General features: G+C 35.6%; 21 protein-coding genes and 1 tRNA gene. 10 read left to right on the top strand and 12 right to left on the bottom strand.

The features are described from left to right. Positions 1 to 2 precede the first annotated feature (2 nt). The 8 genes from ACKXGU_RS03465 to udk all read right to left on the bottom strand — a co-directional run bounded on the left by ACKXGU_RS03465 (position 3) and on the right by udk (position 7,526). Positions 3 to 767 carry a ParA family protein gene (locus ACKXGU_RS03465; RefSeq protein WP_463466679.1) on the bottom strand — a complete coding sequence of 255 codons (765 nt, stop codon included), beginning with the start codon at positions 765 to 767 and terminating at the stop codon, positions 3 to 5. A 113-nt stretch (positions 768 to 880) separates the two neighbouring features. Further along, positions 881 to 1,786: an SDR family oxidoreductase gene (locus ACKXGU_RS03460; protein ID WP_463466678.1), complete on the bottom strand. Its 906-nt coding sequence runs from the start codon at positions 1,784 to 1,786 to the stop codon at positions 881 to 883. A gap of 45 nt (positions 1,787 to 1,831) precedes the next feature. Further along, complete coding sequence (locus tag ACKXGU_RS03455) at positions 1,832 to 2,341, bottom strand: hypothetical protein (RefSeq protein ID WP_463466677.1); 510 nt, start codon at positions 2,339 to 2,341, stop codon at positions 1,832 to 1,834. Positions 2,342 to 2,379: 38 nt separating this feature from the next. Further along, positions 2,380 to 4,500 (bottom strand): methylmalonyl-CoA mutase, encoded by a 2,121-nt coding sequence (scpA, locus tag ACKXGU_RS03450; protein WP_463466676.1) that lies wholly within the window; start codon positions 4,498 to 4,500, stop codon positions 2,380 to 2,382. 12 nt (positions 4,501 to 4,512) lie between these two features. Next, on the bottom strand, positions 4,513 to 5,208 hold the full coding sequence (locus ACKXGU_RS03445; RefSeq protein ID WP_463466675.1) for a hypothetical protein: 696 nt from the start codon (positions 5,206 to 5,208) through the stop codon (positions 4,513 to 4,515). A 20-nt stretch (positions 5,209 to 5,228) separates the two neighbouring features. After that, on the bottom strand, positions 5,229 to 6,599 hold the full coding sequence (locus ACKXGU_RS03440) for a methylmalonyl-CoA mutase subunit beta (protein ID WP_463466674.1): 1,371 nt from the start codon (positions 6,597 to 6,599) through the stop codon (positions 5,229 to 5,231). Next, a complete protein-coding gene (locus ACKXGU_RS03435) occupies positions 6,592 to 6,918 on the bottom strand; it encodes an FtsB family cell division protein (RefSeq protein ID WP_463466673.1) in 327 nt (108 codons plus the stop codon). The genes ACKXGU_RS03440 and ACKXGU_RS03435 overlap by 8 nt, the downstream gene beginning before the upstream one ends. After that, on the bottom strand, positions 6,918 to 7,526 hold the full coding sequence (gene udk, locus ACKXGU_RS03430; protein ID WP_463466672.1) for a uridine kinase: 609 nt from the start codon (positions 7,524 to 7,526) through the stop codon (positions 6,918 to 6,920). The genes ACKXGU_RS03435 and udk overlap by 1 nt, the downstream gene beginning before the upstream one ends. Before the next feature lie 145 nt (positions 7,527 to 7,671). Between udk and ACKXGU_RS03425 the strand changes: the two genes are divergently transcribed. The 10 genes from ACKXGU_RS03425 to ACKXGU_RS03380 all read left to right on the top strand — a co-directional run bounded on the left by ACKXGU_RS03425 (position 7,672) and on the right by ACKXGU_RS03380 (position 14,105). Beyond that, positions 7,672 to 7,746, top strand: a tRNA-Pro gene (locus tag ACKXGU_RS03425). Positions 7,747 to 7,896: 150 nt separating this feature from the next. Continuing rightward, positions 7,897 to 8,325 (top strand): FKBP-type peptidyl-prolyl cis-trans isomerase, encoded by a 429-nt coding sequence (locus ACKXGU_RS03420; RefSeq protein ID WP_463466671.1) that lies wholly within the window; start codon positions 7,897 to 7,899, stop codon positions 8,323 to 8,325. A gap of 237 nt (positions 8,326 to 8,562) precedes the next feature. Continuing rightward, positions 8,563 to 8,892 carry a YtxH domain-containing protein gene (locus ACKXGU_RS03415; RefSeq protein WP_463466670.1) on the top strand — a complete coding sequence of 110 codons (330 nt, stop codon included), beginning with the start codon at positions 8,563 to 8,565 and terminating at the stop codon, positions 8,890 to 8,892. Positions 8,893 to 8,898: 6 nt separating this feature from the next. Further along, entirely contained in the window at positions 8,899 to 9,249 is a 351-nt protein-coding gene (locus ACKXGU_RS03410) for a hypothetical protein (protein ID WP_463466669.1), read from the top strand. A 1-nt stretch (position 9,250) separates the two neighbouring features. After that, complete coding sequence (locus ACKXGU_RS03405) at positions 9,251 to 9,451, top strand: DUF6327 family protein (protein ID WP_463466668.1); 201 nt, start codon at positions 9,251 to 9,253, stop codon at positions 9,449 to 9,451. 134 nt (positions 9,452 to 9,585) lie between these two features. Continuing rightward, a complete protein-coding gene (trxB, locus tag ACKXGU_RS03400) occupies positions 9,586 to 10,566 on the top strand; it encodes a thioredoxin-disulfide reductase (protein ID WP_463466667.1) in 981 nt (326 codons plus the stop codon). 66 nt (positions 10,567 to 10,632) lie between these two features. After that, positions 10,633 to 11,139: a flavodoxin family protein gene (locus ACKXGU_RS03395; protein WP_463466666.1), complete on the top strand. Its 507-nt coding sequence runs from the start codon at positions 10,633 to 10,635 to the stop codon at positions 11,137 to 11,139. 304 nt (positions 11,140 to 11,443) lie between these two features. Then, positions 11,444 to 12,034: a YceI family protein gene (locus ACKXGU_RS03390; protein ID WP_463466665.1), complete on the top strand. Its 591-nt coding sequence runs from the start codon at positions 11,444 to 11,446 to the stop codon at positions 12,032 to 12,034. Positions 12,035 to 12,056: 22 nt separating this feature from the next. Beyond that, positions 12,057 to 13,409: a hypothetical protein gene (locus tag ACKXGU_RS03385; RefSeq protein ID WP_463466664.1), complete on the top strand. Its 1,353-nt coding sequence runs from the start codon at positions 12,057 to 12,059 to the stop codon at positions 13,407 to 13,409. Positions 13,410 to 13,517: 108 nt separating this feature from the next. Next, positions 13,518 to 14,105: a hypothetical protein gene (locus ACKXGU_RS03380; protein WP_463466663.1), complete on the top strand. Its 588-nt coding sequence runs from the start codon at positions 13,518 to 13,520 to the stop codon at positions 14,103 to 14,105. 81 nt (positions 14,106 to 14,186) lie between these two features. On the opposite strand, the gene ACKXGU_RS03375 is transcribed toward ACKXGU_RS03380, so the two are convergent. From ACKXGU_RS03375 to ACKXGU_RS03360, 4 genes are all read right to left on the bottom strand, one after another. Continuing rightward, positions 14,187 to 14,915 carry a head GIN domain-containing protein gene (locus ACKXGU_RS03375; RefSeq protein WP_463466662.1) on the bottom strand — a complete coding sequence of 243 codons (729 nt, stop codon included), beginning with the start codon at positions 14,913 to 14,915 and terminating at the stop codon, positions 14,187 to 14,189. Positions 14,916 to 14,950: 35 nt separating this feature from the next. After that, positions 14,951 to 16,777 (bottom strand): PspC domain-containing protein, encoded by a 1,827-nt coding sequence (locus tag ACKXGU_RS03370; protein WP_463466661.1) that lies wholly within the window; start codon positions 16,775 to 16,777, stop codon positions 14,951 to 14,953. Continuing rightward, positions 16,774 to 17,115 carry a PadR family transcriptional regulator gene (locus tag ACKXGU_RS03365; RefSeq protein WP_463466660.1) on the bottom strand — a complete coding sequence of 114 codons (342 nt, stop codon included), beginning with the start codon at positions 17,113 to 17,115 and terminating at the stop codon, positions 16,774 to 16,776. Before ACKXGU_RS03365 ends, ACKXGU_RS03370 begins: the two co-directional genes overlap by 4 nt. 75 nt (positions 17,116 to 17,190) lie before the next feature. Next, positions 17,191 to 17,637 carry a DUF4870 domain-containing protein gene (locus ACKXGU_RS03360; RefSeq protein WP_463466659.1) on the bottom strand — a complete coding sequence of 149 codons (447 nt, stop codon included), beginning with the start codon at positions 17,635 to 17,637 and terminating at the stop codon, positions 17,191 to 17,193. Positions 17,638 to 17,671 lie beyond the last annotated feature (34 nt).

Raw genomic sequence — 17,671 nt, 5'->3', positions numbered from 1 at the left:
AATTAGGAGTTTTTATTAATGATTTCTTTTGCCAAACTTAAGTAATTACTGGCACCTTTACTACTGGCATCATAATTTATGATACTTTCACCATAACTAGGTGCTTCACTTAAACGCACATTTCTTTGAATGATTGTTTGAAACACCATGTCATTAAAATGTTTTTGGACTTCTTCAACCACTTGATTGGATAGTCGTAAACGCGAATCGTACATGGTCAATAGCAAGCCTTCAATATCCAATTGCGAATTGTGGACTTTTTGAACACTTTTGATGGTATTCAATAATTTACCCAATCCTTCCAATGCAAAATATTCACACTGAATGGGGATTATCACCGCATCAGCGGCTGTTAGCGCATTTAGGGTCAGTAATCCCAATGAAGGTGCACAGTCTATTAGTATGAAGTCGTAGTCGTCTTTTACAGATTCAATGGCTTTTTTTAGCATGTATTCGCGCTCATCTTTATCGACTAATTCTATTTCAATAGCAACCAGGTCGATGTGTGCGGGAATTATATCCAGGTTTGGTGTGTCACTTGGTACAATAGCATCTGTCGCGCTATTGGTGTGTTCCAATAGCTGGTAGGTTCCTATTTCCACAGTTTCGACATCTATGCCCAAACCTGATGTGGCATTGGCTTGTGGGTCTGCATCTATTAGCAGGACTTTTTTTTCAAGAACACCCAATGAAGCGGCTAAATTTACCGAAGTGGTTGTTTTTCCAACACCGCCTTTTTGGTTAGCAATTGCTATGATTTTACCCATTAAATTGATTTGGTTTTAATACGCGTAAAAATACAATTATTTGTGGGTTTAGAAAACGGAAGTTGTTAACAAACGTTAAACATTTTCGGTTAAAAAATAGCCTGAAATTTGATTTAAGATTTGCTTTTTTTACTGCGAATCATCGCCTCCAATTGATCCCACATATCTTGTGGTATATCTTCCAGTAGATTGAACTCTCCAGCACCTTTTAGCCACTCGCCACCATCAATAGTAATGACTTCACCATTGACATAGGCTGAAAAATCGGAAACCAAATAAGCTGCCAAATTGGCTAATTCCTGATGCTCACCGACACGGTTTAGAGGCACTTTTTTAGCCATATCAAATTTATCCTTCAGGTTACCAGGTAGTAATCTGTCCCAAGCACCTTTGGTTGGGAATGGTCCTGGAGCAATGGCATTAAAACGCATGCCATACTTGGCCCATTCAACCGCCAAACTACGGGTCATAGCCAGCACACCTGCTTTGGCAGCCGCACTGGGTACCACATAGGCAGAACCTGTCCAAGAATAGGTTGTCACAATGTTCAGAACTACGGTATTGTTTTGTTTGGTGTCTATCCAATGTTTTCCAACAGCCAACGTACAATTCTTGGTGCCTTTTAAAACGATATCAATAATGGTATCAAAGGCATTGGCTGATAAACGCTCGGTTGGTGATATGAAATTTCCAGCCGCATTGTTCAATAAAACATCAATTTTACCAAATTTCGCAATCACGGCATCACGCATAGCTTCCACCTGGTCATAATGACGGACATCACATTGCAAGGGTAAACAAGTGCCACCAGCCTGCCCGACCGTAAGGCGGGTTTCGGCTTCCAGTTCTTTGGCCGTGTTTTCCAGTTTTTCCAAATTTCTGGACGTGATGGCTACATGAGCGCCTAATTCCAAAAAGTATTTGGTCATGGCTTTGCCCAAGCCAGAACCACCACCCGTTACAATAATGGTTTTACCTTTTAAGGCGTCATCTCGAAGCATTTTTTGAGTGTGGTTCATGGTTACTAGTTTGCGTTTTTGGTTTGAGTGTGGAAATAAAATACTTTAATCTTTTATCAACTTATCAATCAGATACTTTGCTACATTCTCGTTATTATTATTTATATCATGAATAACATAAATTATAGTTTTAAAACTGAAAGTTATTGAGTCTTTGTGTTTTAGCTGTCCGTCAAAATTAAATCTCATAATTCTGTCATAGCCATTTTTTTCATCAATTAATTCAGAATTGGTGATGTTTAAATAGAATGAGTACTCATTATTATTGTTTTTGTCTTTTGATTGATAATGCTTTTTTTCTCCCTTGTATTCTAACGAAATTTCGATTTTCTTCTTAAACTTCTTTTTAATTTCTTTTTCAAGATCTGAATAAAAATATTGTATATATTTCGGGTTTCCAGATAAAACAAAATTAATGCTTGATGGGGTTTTGTAGTTTTCTGAATAATAACTTTCAATCTCATTAACTCCTATTTTAGATTTGTTTTGAGCACTTACTAGAGAAGTAGTAATCAAAAAAATCATAATGAGTTTGATAGGGTTTTGTGAGTTCATTTAATATTTCTTTGAGATTAGCTAATTGTTTTTTTTAATTAATCTATCAAAATCTCTAAAATCTTAATCGCCGCATCACTAATTTTGGTCCCTGGCCCAAATACAGCCACAGCTCCTGCATCGAATAAATATTGGTAATCCTGTTTGGGTATCACACCACCAACAATCACCATAATATCATCACGTCCGTAAGCTTTAAGTGCTTCAATAACTTGGGGTACTAGCGTTTTGTGTCCTGCGGCTAATGAAGAAACCCCTAATATATGGACATCGTTTTCTACCGCTTGTTTGGCGGCTTCCTGTGGTGTCTGAAATAGAGGGCCAATATCTACATCAAATCCAACATCGGCATAACCTGTAGCCACGACTTTGGCGCCTCGATCATGGCCATCCTGACCCATTTTGGCAATCATAATACGTGGTCGTCTGCCATCTTGCTCGGCAAATTTATCGGCCAGTTCTTTGGCTTTTTTGAAGGATTCGTCGTCTTTGATTTCTTTACTATACACGCCTGAAAATGATTTAATTTGTGCTTTGTAACGCCCAAAAGCCACCTCCAGAGCGTCACTTATTTCACCTAATGTGGCACGCTCTCTGGCTGCTTCAACAGCTAAAGCTAATAAATTTTCTTGTCCTGTTTGTGCGGCTTCGGTTAATTTCGATAAGGCATTGCCCACTTTATCAGCATTGCGCGTTGCTTTTATGTTGTTTAGTCGCTCTATTTGTTGGTTGCGAACTGTCTGGTTATCAACTTCTAAAGTAGCAATGGGATCTTCTTCATCCAATCGGTATTTATTAACGCCCACAATGATATCCTGACCAGAATCAATACGCGCCTGTTTACGTGCAGCGGCCTCCTCGATTCTGATTTTAGGAATACCAGCCTCAATGGCTTTGGTCATACCGCCCAAATCTTCAATCTCCTGTATGAGTTCCCATGCTTTATGAGTTATATCGTGCGTTAATTTTTCAACATAATAACTGCCTGCCCAAGGATCGACTGTTTTGGTAATATGGGTTTCTTCCTGTAAATAAATTTGTGTATTTCTGGCTATACGCGCCGAAAAGTCGGTTGGTAGGGCAATAGCCTCATCCAAGGCGTTGGTATGTAAACTTTGAGTGCCTCCAAAGGCAGCAGCTGCAGCTTCAATAGTCGTTCTGGCGACATTATTAAAAGGATCTTGTTCGGTTAAACTCCAACCAGAGGTTTGGCAATGGGTTCGCAATGCCAGTGATTTGTCATTTTTAGGATTGAATTGCTTCACCAGCTTGGCCCAAAGCATTCTGGCAGCACGCATTTTGGCAATTTCCATAAAGTGGTTCATGCCTATTGCCCAGAAAAATGACAAGCGTGGTGCAAAGGTATCAATGTCCATACCTGCATCCAGCCCTTTTCTGATGTATTCCAAACCATCGGCTAGGGTATAGGCCAATTCAATATCGCAGGTGGCACCAGCTTCCTGCATGTGGTATCCCGAAATACTGATACTGTTGAATTTGGGCATATTCTGACTGGTGTATTCAAAAATATCCGAAATGATTTTCATCGAAGGTGTTGGCGGATAGATATAGGTGTTTCGAACCATAAATTCCTTCAAAATATCATTTTGGATGGTTCCAGCCAATTGTTCTGGTTTTACACCCTGTTCTTCGGCAGCTACAATGTAGAAGGCCATAATGGGTAACACAGCACCATTCATGGTCATGGAAACGGACATTTTATCTAAAGGAATCTGATCGAAGAGAATTTTCATATCCTCAACTGAATCGATGGCTACACCTGCTTTACCAACATCACCAACCACCCGTTCATGATCCGAATCATAACCTCTGTGGGTTGCCAAATCGAAAGCCACTGATAAACCTTTTTGACCTGCCGCTAGATTGCGTCTGTAAAAGGCGTTACTTTCTTCAGCAGTTGAAAAACCCGCATATTGTCTGATGGTCCAAGGTCTACGAACATACATAGTAGAGTAGGGACCACGCAAATTGGGCGTAATACCAGCTACAAAATTAAGATGCTCAACGTCTTTTAAATCCGCTTTAGAATAGGTGGAATGTACCGGAATATCCTCTGCAGTCATAAATAGTGATCTGTCTGATTCCGATTGGGATTTATTGGATTCTAATGTGATATGCTGAAGGTTTTTACGGGTCATGAATACTATTTATTAATCGTGGTTATGTCCTGCGTGTGGATCGGCATCAGGTTTATTATTTAATTGCTGTTGGTTTGGCGCAGCTTGAAGCTCTTTTAGTTCCTCTTTCATTTCAGGTTTTTCTGTCACTTTGGTAGGGTCTACATTTCCTAAATAACGATAATACAAGTCCAAAGCTATATACATAGCTAAATATCTATCGTTATGCGCTAGCTTAATTTGGTTTTGTAATGGGGCACTTACCAGTTCCAAGCGCATGCTATTGGTTGAAATAAGCGAATTTATGGTTGTGCCAAATCCTTTATCATTAAAATTAGCTGTCAAACACTTGAAGATATCCGTATGATAATTCATGCTGTTATCAGCATTGATTAGTTGTGTCTGGTTTTTTAAAGCATTAAAAACCTCCATAGTATGAGGGGAAGCTATGGCATTAAAATCCATATTTTGTTTTGATATGAGTGCTCTGTAGTATGATGTGTAAGCCACACGAATATCCGTGTTTTGCTTGTTGTAATATTTGGCTATATCATCTTCAAACGATAGTAGGGCTTCATGATATAATTTGGTGTCAATACCCTCACATTTTAAAACATTTTCGGTTTCAGTATACTGATAATCACTAAATGTGGCGGTTGAATTTTCGTTTTTACAACCGTAAAATGATAGACATATTACAATAGCAGTTAATTTTAATAGGGTTTTCATTGTGTTTGTTTTTTTGATATTTATTCTGTTTTTAAACGTTCTTGTTCTAATTTTTCAGCTAACCTAAAACCAATTATAGGCTCTATTAAGGTTTTTCTGATATCTGTTTTAACGAAGGGATATAATTCCAATTCTCTATTCATTTTATCACTTGGATTCGGATGCTTATTGGTACCCAGCAAGGTGATTTCACCATTGTTAAAACTTTCTTGTTCTTTTGAGGCTTGCTCTTTTATTTTTCTCTGGATGGTTCCTTCTTTTAGCATCTTTAAAAAGCCTCCGTTGGATTCAATATCCTTAAACAGATTTAGTGCTTTTTCGGCCAACGAATTGGTCAGTTCTTCTATGTAATAAGCACCATCTGCCGGATTGTTGACTTTATCAAAGTAACTTTCGTGTTTTAGCACCAATAATTGATTGCGGGCAATACGGTCGCCAAATTCATTGTTTTTATGATAGATGGCATCGTAGGGTAAATTATTGATAATGTCGGCCTCACCCAATATGGCGCTCATACATTCGGTTGTGGTTCGCAACATATTTGTATTGTAATCATAAATAGTTTTGTTGCGTTTAGTAGGCTGTGCAAAAATCAAACAGTCTGTATTAAAATCGAACTCCTGCGCTACAGTTTTGTATAGCACCCTAAAGGCGCGTAATTTGGCAATTTCAAAAAAGTAATTTGATCCAACAGCTACCTGAAAAACCACTTGGATTGTAGACTTTTGTTTTTTGTCAATTTTAGCGTCCAAGAAATTAAAATACTCGTTCAGGTGAGCCATTCCATAAGCCAGTTGTTGTACCATAGTAGCACCCGCATTTTGATATAATGTGGTATTGATACTTATGCTAGGAGCACTTTTTAGTATAGATGCCAATTGTTCATGGTCAGTAGTTGAATCTTGAAACCAATTACCTGTTTCACATAAATTGCCAATAATATCTGTTTCTAATTTTACCGTTTCTTTGCCAAGTATTTTTTCAAATGTCCTGACGTATTCGCTATCCAAAAACAAGAGTTGAATATAGATAGTTGTAGATTCCAAATCAATATTTTGTAATAAATCTGATAATGAAATGTCTTTAGATGGAACTATGAATCGTACACTTTCAGCGCCACGGTTAAGTGCTTCTAAAGCTTTGGTGTTAGAAACATCTGTGTGCTGTACATAAATAGTTTGACAAATTTTCCAATTTGAATTGGTTTTGGAACCCCCAAATAACGGCTCTTCAGCAAAATCAAGGTGGTAAAAAGGCTTGACATCAATACCCTCGCTTGTTTTCCAAATGAGTGTTTCATTATAATCAGCTCCTTTTAAATCAGCTTGTATTTTTTGTTTCCACTGTTTTGAGGAAACTTCCGGGAATTGATCAAATAGTAATTTAGTCATTTTTGTCTTCTTTTGGAATGCTATCTTCATATTCTATAATGAAGATATCCTCATTCTCTTTCTTCATATAGTATTTTTCTCTGGCCAATCGTTCAACACCTTCTTCATTGCTCAATTCTTTGATAGCTTTTTGGTCCTTGTCAATTTCTTTTCTGTAGTATTCTTTTTCGGCTTCCAATTCATCAATTTCCGTATTCAGTTCATGATGTATAAACCAGGAATTAGCATCAAAAAATAGCATCCAAACAGCAAATACAATGAATATCAATAGAAAAACATTTTTAAAGGGTTTTAAATATTTACTATTCAGTTTTGCCATTACACCAGACGTTCGTTTATGATAGTTTTTACAATATCAACAGCAACTGTATTGTATTTATTGTTAGGAATAATAATATCGGCATACTCCTTCATGGGTTCAATAAATTGTTGATGCATGGGTTTTAGGGTGTTTTGGTAGCGGTTAAGCACTTCGTCCAAATCTCTCCCGCGTTCTGAAATATCCCGCTTTAAACGCCTTATCAGCCGCTCGTCACTGTCAGCATGCACAAAAATTTTGATATCGAACATATCACGCAATTCAGGATTGGTTAGTATGAGAATACCTTCAACAATCATAACTTTTCTAGGATGTGTTAGGACTGTGTCGCCAGTTCGGTTGTGTTTTACAAATGAATAAATGGGTTGCTCAATGGTCTTTCCTTTTTTTAATTCTTTTAAATGCATTTCCAGCAATTCAAAGTCAATGGATCTTGGATGATCAAAATTGATTTTAACCCGCTCCTCATAGCTCAAATGTGAGGTGTCCTTGTAATACGAATCTTGTGATATAACACCAACTTCACCCTCTGGGAGTTGATTTAGAATTTGATTGACGACAGTAGTCTTTCCACAACCAGTTCCTCCTGCAATACCAATTATTAACATGCGGTAAAAATTTACAAACACAAATTTAGTTATTTACCTTTTAAAAGAAAGGCTTTCTTATGAAGCTTTTAAATTTATTGGTTTTTTACTTTTGTTTTAAGGAAAAGCTATATATTTGCAGTCCTAAATTGATAACCAAAATTCTCGGGGTGTAGCGTAGCCCGGTTATCGCGCCGCGTTTGGGACGCGGAGGTCGCAGGTTCGAATCCTGCCACCCCGACAAAATCCAATCAAGAAATTGATTGGATTTTTTATTTTGTAAAATTATCTAAAGTGTTAAGGTTTCCTTAATCTTATGGGATTCTTCCAATTATATTCATTGAGCCATTTTATAAACACTAGCTTTGCTTCAAATTTTAATATTATAAATATGAGTCATGTAAAAGAAAATGATACTGTAAAAGTTCATTACACGGGAAAATTAAGTAGTGGTCAAGTTTTTGACAGTTCGGTTGAAAGAGAACCACTGGAATTTACTCTAGGAAAGGGTATGCTGATTCCTGGTTTTGAGAAAGCGGTATTAGATATGAAGGTAAACGACAAAAAGACAGTGGTGATTTCCAAGGAGGACGCTTATGGCGAAGTTCAGAAAGAATTGTTCCATGAAGTTAAGAACGAGCAATTACCACAAGATATTAAACCAGAGGTTGGTATGGGACTATCATCTAGAAATCCAGATGGAACGGAACATAAATTCCGCATTGCGGCGGTCAATGATGACCATATCATTGTTGACGGCAACCACCCTTTAGCGGGTCAAAACCTGACTTTTGAATTGGAATTATTGGAAATCAAATAATTACCCTTGAAATAAGCACTATAAAGCTTGGGTTCGCTCAAGCTTTTTTGTTAAAGTATTTTTAAATATTAGGCTTTTTAATAAATTAATACTATACTATATTAATGAAAAAACAATGATTTATATCTATTATTTTCAAATCTAATGACTATCTTTTAATTAGATTTTAAATGCGCGACTTCTAATCAAGCATTCATATTACTTCAAAATTATTTATTAACATTAAAACAATATAACATGGGAAAAGAAAGTAGTACATTGTTGGGAATATTAGCTGGAACCGCCATAGGTGCCACATTGGGAATTCTATTTGCTCCAGATAAGGGTTCCAACACCAGGCAAAAAATAGTTGACGAAGCATCTGCAGCACGTGACAAAGTTTCAGAAAGCGCACATCACATGCGTGATAAAGTGGCTAATACGGTTGCTGCTAAAAAAGGAACTTTGGATGAGCAAATTGAATCTATTGTTTCTGATGTAAGCCATAAAGCTGAAGACGTCATCACATCGCTAGAAAAGAAATTGGCAGAGTTGAAAGCTAAAAATAAGCAATACCAAAAAAATTAATTTCTAATGAATCTTTTTGAGTCTTTAAATGAAACATCTGGCAAAATGACAGATGCAGGAGAAACTTATGTAAAAAAATCACAAGAATACTTTAAATTAAAAGTATTTCAGCAGATTAGTGTTTCAATTACTTTTGTAACCAAGGCTCTCATTCTTGGGAGTTTGATGCTTATAGGCTTGTTTTTTGCTGCATTCGCTTTGGCTCTTGCAATAGGAGAGTGGCTTGACAATTTAGCATTGGGTTACCTCATATTAGCAATAGTGTTTTTTTTAGCTTGCATAGTGGCCTATTACCAAAGACATATAATTGACCGAAAGTTAATAAAGAGTCTATCTTCTAAATTCTTCAGTTCTTAGTATGAAACAGTACGAGTCGTTTGATGACATTGAAAAAGATTTAAAGCGTTTAAGTCTTGAACGGAATATAGCTTTGGAAGAAATGAAACTTCTTAAAAGTGAGTTTAAAGATGATTTAAAACCTATTAATTGGGTCAGTTCCATTTTTAGTATTCTTGGTAAATATGGGATTTATGCCGTAGTTAAGCGTATTTTTAGATAACCCGTTTTAGTTTTATTCTAATCAAATTAAACAACCATTATATTTTCCAATGGTTGCATAATAACTTTTAATAAGTTTCGCGAAAGGTTTTTGACAAAAACTCTACTTTTGTCTTATAAATTTTAATCTAAATTATGTCAGATACAATAGAAAAAGTAAAATGCCTTATAATAGGTTCTGGCCCAGCTGGATATACCGCAGCTATTTACGCAGCCAGAGCTAATATGAAACCTGTTTTATACCAAGGTTCTCAACCTGGAGGGCAATTAACGACCACTAATGAAGTTGAAAATTTCCCAGGCTATCCAAACGGTATTACTGGACCGGAAATGATGATTGAATTGCAAAAACAAGCTGAACGATTTGAAACGGATGTACGTGATGGCTGGATTACCAAAGTTGATTTTTCAGGTAATGTTCACAAGGTTTGGGTCAACGATACCAAAGAAATTCATTGCGATACGGTTATTATCTCAACAGGTGCTTCGGCGAAATATCTAGGACTTGATTCTGAACAGAAATACTTGAAACTAGGTGGCGGTGTTTCGGCTTGTGCTGTATGTGATGGTTTCTTCTATAGAAATCAAGAGGTCGTGATTGTAGGTGCTGGAGACTCTGCTTGTGAAGAGGCTCATTATCTATCTAAATTATGTAAAAAGGTTACTATGTTGGTAAGACGTGATGAGTTTAGAGCTTCTAAAATCATGGCGGCCAGAGTGAAGAATACAGAAAATATTGAGATTTTATTCAATACAGAAACTGATGAGGTTTTGGGTGATGGTCAAGTAGTCACAGGTGTTAGGGTTTTTAACAACCAAACTGGCGAAAAACAAGAAATTCCGGCTACAGGTTTTTTTGTAGCCATAGGTCATAAACCGAATACCAATATATTCAAAGACTTTTTGAGTTTGGACGAAACAGGGTATATCATTAATGTTCCTGGAACATCTAAAACCAATGTTGAAGGTGTATTTGTTTCTGGTGATGCTGCAGACCATGTTTACAGACAGGCTGTTACAGCTGCTGGAACTGGATGTATGGCGGCTTTGGATGCCGAGCGTTATCTAGCAGCTAAAGATGCTACTTTTGAAGTAAGTACCTCTACCTATAATTAAATTCAAAAACATACAATATATCAAAACCGGAGTTTATACTTCGGTTTTTTAATTTATGAAACTCTAATGAAAGAAAATATCGCTGTCATAATGGGTAGCTCCAGATCAGATGGTAATACCAGGAAAATAGTCGATTACTATTTGAAATTAGGTGTAAACGCCACGGTGTTTGATTTAAGCCAATACCAAATAGGGTATTATGATTACGATCTCAAAAACGCTGATGATGATTTTATGAATCTATTTAAAAAACTATTGGAATTTGATACGTTTATCATGGCAACACCCATTTATTGGTACACAATGAGTGCTCAAATGAAAACGTTTTTCGATCGGATATCTGATATGTTAAAGGGTGATAATAAAATATTAGGAAGGCAGTTAAGAGGTAAGTCTATGGCTGTCATAAGTTGTGGTTCTGATGCTGAAATTTTCGAAGGTTTTGAAATGCCATTTCGAGAAAGTGCTCGTTATTTGGGTATGCATTATAAAGGACATGTGCATACTTGGTTGGAATCCGATAGAACGATTTCAAAACCAGTTCAAGAAAGAATGGTTGACTTTTTATTTTAGTAAACAACAATAACCAGAGTAATGAACTTGATAATACTTCATTAGGTTTATTAACATATATCCTTTTCTTTATATTTAATTAGTAATTTCTCGAGACTTATCTAATTCTTCATGAATGTCTGGCATTATCATGTCGCACTCATTATTTTAGTTGACTAGTATTTTAAGGGTAATGCTAATGCATACCCGATAAATTTAACTACTATTTTATATTTATTTGAGTTTTTTACTTTACATGACATTAATCATGTTTTAGGTTTTTCATATCCCCGAAATTTGTATCATAAAATTAATTATAAAGGGTATGAGAACAATTAAACTTAATTGGATGTTGAAAATTATCAGCATCCTCATGGTAATCTTCACTAGTCAAAATCTATTAGCACAACAATTTAATCTTAATAATTCTAAATCAACCATGTCAATTTTTGGGACATCTAGTTTACATGATTGGGAAGAAGTTATTGAGGAACAATCCGGAAGTATTCAATTATCTACTGAAGGAGAATTGGCTATTATTAATTTAAATGTAAGTATTGTTGCTGAAAGCATTAAAAGTGAGAAATCAGCTATGGACAAAAACACTTATAAGGCCTTAAAAACTGACACTTACAAGAACATTACATTTAAAATGACCGAGTCTAAAAATATTACTGATTTAGGTAATTCTGAATATCAAGTAACAGTTTCTGGTAACTTGAGTATTTCGGGTGTTACTAAAATGGTCGATCTGACTTTCAAAATGAAGTCAACAACTAATACTGTTACTTTACAAGGTGAGAAATCTTTAAATATGAAAGATTATGGAATAGAGCCACCAAAAGCATTGTTTGGGACAATTACTACGGGTGAAAAAGTAACTATAAAATTTAAATCAATATTAACTAATCAATAATCAATCTTTAAAACTAAATATTATGAAAACGATCTTTAAAAAATCAATAATTTTATCGCTGATGCTAATGGGGGTGAGTTTATTTGCCCAAAATAGGGATCTGGATAATTGGAGACCTACAGACCAAAGGGGTGTTCATGTGTTTGAAGCACCAAAAGATACGGTCTCTACCTTTGAAAAAGTGAGAGTAAGAGTAGGTGGTCAGTCCACATTGCAATTTCAAGCCATAGATCATGAAAATGGGGTAGCACCAGCTGATCAAACAGAAACCAACACATTACAACAAATAGGTTATAACTTTAATTTGGCTACTGCAAATTTAGATTTAGATGTCGCTTTAGCTAAAGGTTTAAGAATGCACTTAAGAACCTATCTATCTTCTCGTCACCACCCAGAACCTTATGTAAAAGGGGGTTATTTTCAAATAGATAATCTAGATTTTATAAGTGATGGTTTATTGAATAACCTTATGAAATATACCACTGTAAAAGTTGGACATATGGAAAATAACTATGGTGATGCCCACTTTAGAAGAACGGACAATGCCCAAGCAATCTATAACCCATTTGTTGGTAACTTGATTATGGATGCCTTTACCACTGAAGTTGGAGCTGAAGTTTATTACCAAAGAAATGGATTTATTGGAATGATTGGATTCTCTAATGGTAAGTTAAATCAAGATGTTCTCAAAGATGCTAATGGCAAAACTGGTGGTGCTGCATTCCTTGCAAAATTGGGATATGATAAGCAATTCAATGAAGATTTCAGATTTAGATTAACAGGTTCTGTATACACTACAGGATATGTTGCAGGTAATTACCTTTATACAGCGGATAGAGCAGGATCTAGATATTATTCTGTTTTGTCTCCAGAAAAATATTATGATTGGAGAACACAGTCTTTACAAAATACTTCAGCTACTAATACATTTAGAACAGGACGTTTTGACCCTGGATACAGTAACAGAATTACTGCTGTTATGTTCAATCCATTTTTGAAGTATGGTGGTTTGGAATTCTTTGGAACTTTAGAAATTTCAAAAGGTAGATCAGGTTCTGAAGACAATAATAATGATGGTCTCAATAATAAAGATGATAACCGTAGCACTACACAATTGGCAGGAGAAGTTGTATACCGTTTTGGAGCATCTGAAGACTTCTATCTGGGTGCTCGTTACAATACAGTAAAATCAGAACAAACCTTTGGAGATGTAGATGTTAACAGATTCCAATTATCAGCAGGTTATTTCCTGACAAAAAATGTATTAGCAAAACTCGAGTATGTTACTCAACAATATGACGGCTATCCATCAGATAACGTCCTATACGAAGGTAAATTCAATGGCTTAATGATTGAAGCGGCAATTAGCTTCTAAACTATTATAATGTCATATTCAAACATGTCTTATGAGCAGGTTTCGAATTTAAAATTTGTTTCATAAGACATGTTTTTTTAATTTAAAACGGTAATTAGACTTTTAATAATGAAAAAGATATTATTATTTCTATCGTTTATAGCTTTTACTGCGTTTACTACAACTTATTTTGATTTTAAAGAGTCTTTGGAAATTGTAGTAAAAGATGACAGTGAAGTATCAATTTCTGGAACTAGCAATATAAATTCTTTTAATTGCTGTTATAACATTTCTAAATTAGAATCTCCTGTTCCTGTTTATTTTGAGTTTAGAGAAAAAAACATGCATTTTCAATCAACAGTATTAGAGTTGGAAAGTAATTGTTTTGATTGTGGTCATAATGCTATAAATAAAGACTTTAATAAACTCCTAAAAACGCAAGTATATCCTAAAATAAAATTAAAGCTATTAGCGATTGAAAAGGATTCCGAAACTAATAAAACCTTTAATGCGAAAGTTGAAATTTATATAGCAGATATTGTCAATTGTTATACCTTTCCAGTACAGGTGTCTAAAGATGAAGACATGCGTATTATTGGCGATATCTCATTAGATTTGAGAGATTATAAACTGGAAGCTCCTAAAAAAATGATGGGATTAATTACTGTGAATCCTAATGTCAATGTAAATTTTAATCTACACCTCAAACAAATTTAAAAAATTTTTGATTGATAATATGAAAACCATCACGCACTCTCTAAAGAGTTTGTGATGGTTTTTTTGGTTGGTGTTTTAAGTTTATCGCTTGCTAATGCCTCCAGAAACACCTTCAGATTTCTCTAATCGTTCTGGATTTCCGTAATAGGTAACATCACCGCCACTATTGGCTTTAGCTATTAATTCCTTTGAAGTATTAACAGAAATACTCGCGCCACTCGTTGCTTTTACGGTTGATTTTTCAGCCATTAAATCTCCAGCATCAATATCGCTTCCGCTGGTTGCTTCGGCGTTGAGAGTAAATGTTCTGCCTGTTAACTCTAAATCACTACCGCTGGTAGAATGGCAGTATAATTTTTGGGTGTCTATGCTCAATTCCATATCACTGCCACTATTGGTTTTTAATTCCAAATCGTCGGCTTTAATGGTGTTCGTTGAATATACATCACTACCACTAGTGGCAACAATCTTATTCGCATTTTTAAAGGTTACCAGAACCTTTTTTGATTTAGCTGATCGAATGTTTTCTTCAGCCGTAATCTCCAGAACCTGATTGTTTACTTCCACCAGAATGATGTCGTGAAGGTTTCCGTCAGCTTCAATAACGACGTGGTCTGAATCGCCTTGTGTTAAATACACATCAAGGCCGCGACTGACATGAATTTCATTAAAATCCTCATGAAGCATTTGCTCTTTAGTGATTACATGGCGATCACCAGTGACTCCAGGTCCCCAGCCAGTATTGAACTCGCAAGAGAACAGGAGTAAGGATAAAATAATGGATACAATAATTTTTGTTAATGTTGTCATGATTGTGATTGATTTTTGATTGATGATTATATTGTTTAGTCGTTTTCAGAGGTTATTTCAATACCGTTTTCGTCAATATTGACCTTAACGTCTTCGCCATCTGCTTTAACGCCATCTTCATTAATTTCAAGACTCGAGTCATTGGTTTTAATTTCTAGCCCGTTTTCGTCAAATTTTAAGTGTGTTCTGTCATTACTGACATCTACTTTCACTTTATAATCTTCTGGGCAATCTAAACAAATGACACCATCATCTACAATGCGCAAATAATGTTCTTCCATACCATTATCCAAAATATCATTATAATAACTGGAATTCCTGTGAAAACTGTAGGTGTTGTCATCAGCATATAACACAGAGCCTTCAGGTAAATAAAGCGTGACATATACTTCCTGATCTCTAAACTTGTTCTCGAAATCGGTAGTCAAGAAGGCATCTAAATTCAATTCGTTACCAACAAGCGCATAATTGTAATTAATATTTCTGGCGCGTTCTCTTGCTGCCAATATAGAACTGCCTTCAGCATTTTTCTCAACATGAATGGAAGCTAAACTATCCTTGGTTGATTTAACAATTAATCTAACATCCGACGTGTATATGACTTTTTGTTCGTTTTCATCATAGGTCAATCGAAATGAGTGTCCTTGTCTATACAGATGGTTTTTATAAATGTCATTACCTACCATTTTTACATATAATGTATCATTTGCTGAAATGTTAAGTTGCGATTTTTCAATAGCAGCACTTTCCTCATAAGCATGTTCGCTAGCTTGTTTTACACCAATAATAACTAACCCAATAATGGAAAGTAGCCATAATCCTAACAAGGAGAATTTTGCAATGTTACCAATGGATTTTAGGTTATTGACTAAAACTTTGAGTCCCAAATAGAACACAAAAAAGAATGGGATACCAGCAGCAAACAGAATTAACAGGGAAACCAACCATACAGGTGTATTGGCCGCATTAGCCGCATCTACAAAGTCAAAACCAGGTACATGAATAAAATCTGTTGCACCTACGGTAAATAACCCGACGATTAAACCTATTAACGTGGCCGCACCAGTAATTACCAAGATCACGCCAATAAATTTTGCAAACACTTTAAAGAAAAATAAAATGATATCGCCAATGGCGTCAAAGAATGACTTTGATGAAGACTTTAGCCGATTACCTTGTTTATCGAAATTTACATTTTTGGCAGCTTCCGATACCGAATCTGAAACATTTTTAGCTGCTCCCGTAACAGATTCAGTGACGTTTTTTGCGACATCTGATACGCTGTCAAATCCGTCTTTAATTTTTTTTTCAATGTTGGAAATGTTCACGGGTTCACCACGCATCATGAGTTTGTCTGATGTGGTTACCGCTTCAGGTAGTAATATCCACAACAATATGTAGAGTAAAACACCTGTTCCTGCACCAAAAATTAATAAGATCCAAGCCAAACGAATCCAAAGAGCGTCAATTCCAAAGTAGTGACCCAACCCTGCTGAAACACCACCGATATAGGAGTTTTCTGTATCTCTGAATAATTTTTTTGAAGGACCAGAAGTTCTGTGATAGCTTTGCTTAGGTTCGTCCTCAAAAATTTCGTCATCAACAATATAGTCTTCAGGTTGCCCCATGATGGCAATAACCTCATCGACTTCTTTGATACCAATGACTTGTTTTTCATGTTTTACACGTTCACCAAATAATTCGGCAATACGGGCTTCTATGTCTGAAATGATTTCAGATTGACCTTGAGAGTCTGTAAATGAACGTCTTATAGCCTCAAGATAGCGTTGTAATTTGGCGTATGCATCTTCATCTATGTGAAAAAATATACCTGCTAAATTTATGTTGACTGTTTTATTCATTTTGATTTTTGTTTTTGACTTGTTACTATATTCACTGCATTTTGTAATTCATTCCAAGTTGTGTTTAATTCCTTTAAAAACAACTTACCAGTTTCGGTTAGACCATAGTATTTTCTAGGTGGTCCAGATGTGGATTCTTCCCAGCGATAATTAAGAAGCCCAGCATTTTTTAGCCTAGTAAGTAATGGGTAAATGGTGCCCTCAACTACCAGCAACTTGGCGTCTTTTAAGGTGTCCAGAATTTCTGCAACATAAGCATCATCATCTTTCAGTACAGAAAGGATGCAGTATTCTAGAACGCCTTTACGCATTTGTGCTTTTGTGTTTTCTATCTTCATGTTCTAAAGCGTTTTAATGTTTTAAACTGTTCATTTTTTGATTGATTTGATGAAGCTGATTACGAATCAGCATTTTTATTTTAAAAAGTTTATGGTCAAAGGATACTTAAACAATTCACCTTCTTTGGCTGCCAAACTGGCTCTGACTATAAAGACCATTTCTAACAAAAAGGCTATAAGCGCCAGAAATCCTAGTCCGCCACCTATATAGAGTAGAGGTGATGGTTTATCTATATTTATATGGATGCTTTCAAAAGCATCAATGTCGATAAAATCCAAACCGTTGAAAATATTGAATACAAAAAACGGAACTGTTAGCATTCCAAAAATCAAGGCATACAATAGAATGCTTATTTGAAAATTGATGATTTGCTTTCCATGCGCGTCAATAAATTCAGACTTATCCTTGTTCGCAATCCACAAGATTAGTGGACCCAGAAAGTTTCCAAACGGAAATACAAATCTGGAAAAGCTAGAAAGGTGTATGAATGTGGCAATATTTTTTTGGTGATTATCGATCATTTTTAAAATCATATAATAGTTTCTTATGCAAATA

Source organism: Hanstruepera sp. CR43 (genome assembly GCF_055227665.1).
This window is presented reverse-complemented; position numbering and strand designations above follow the sequence as displayed.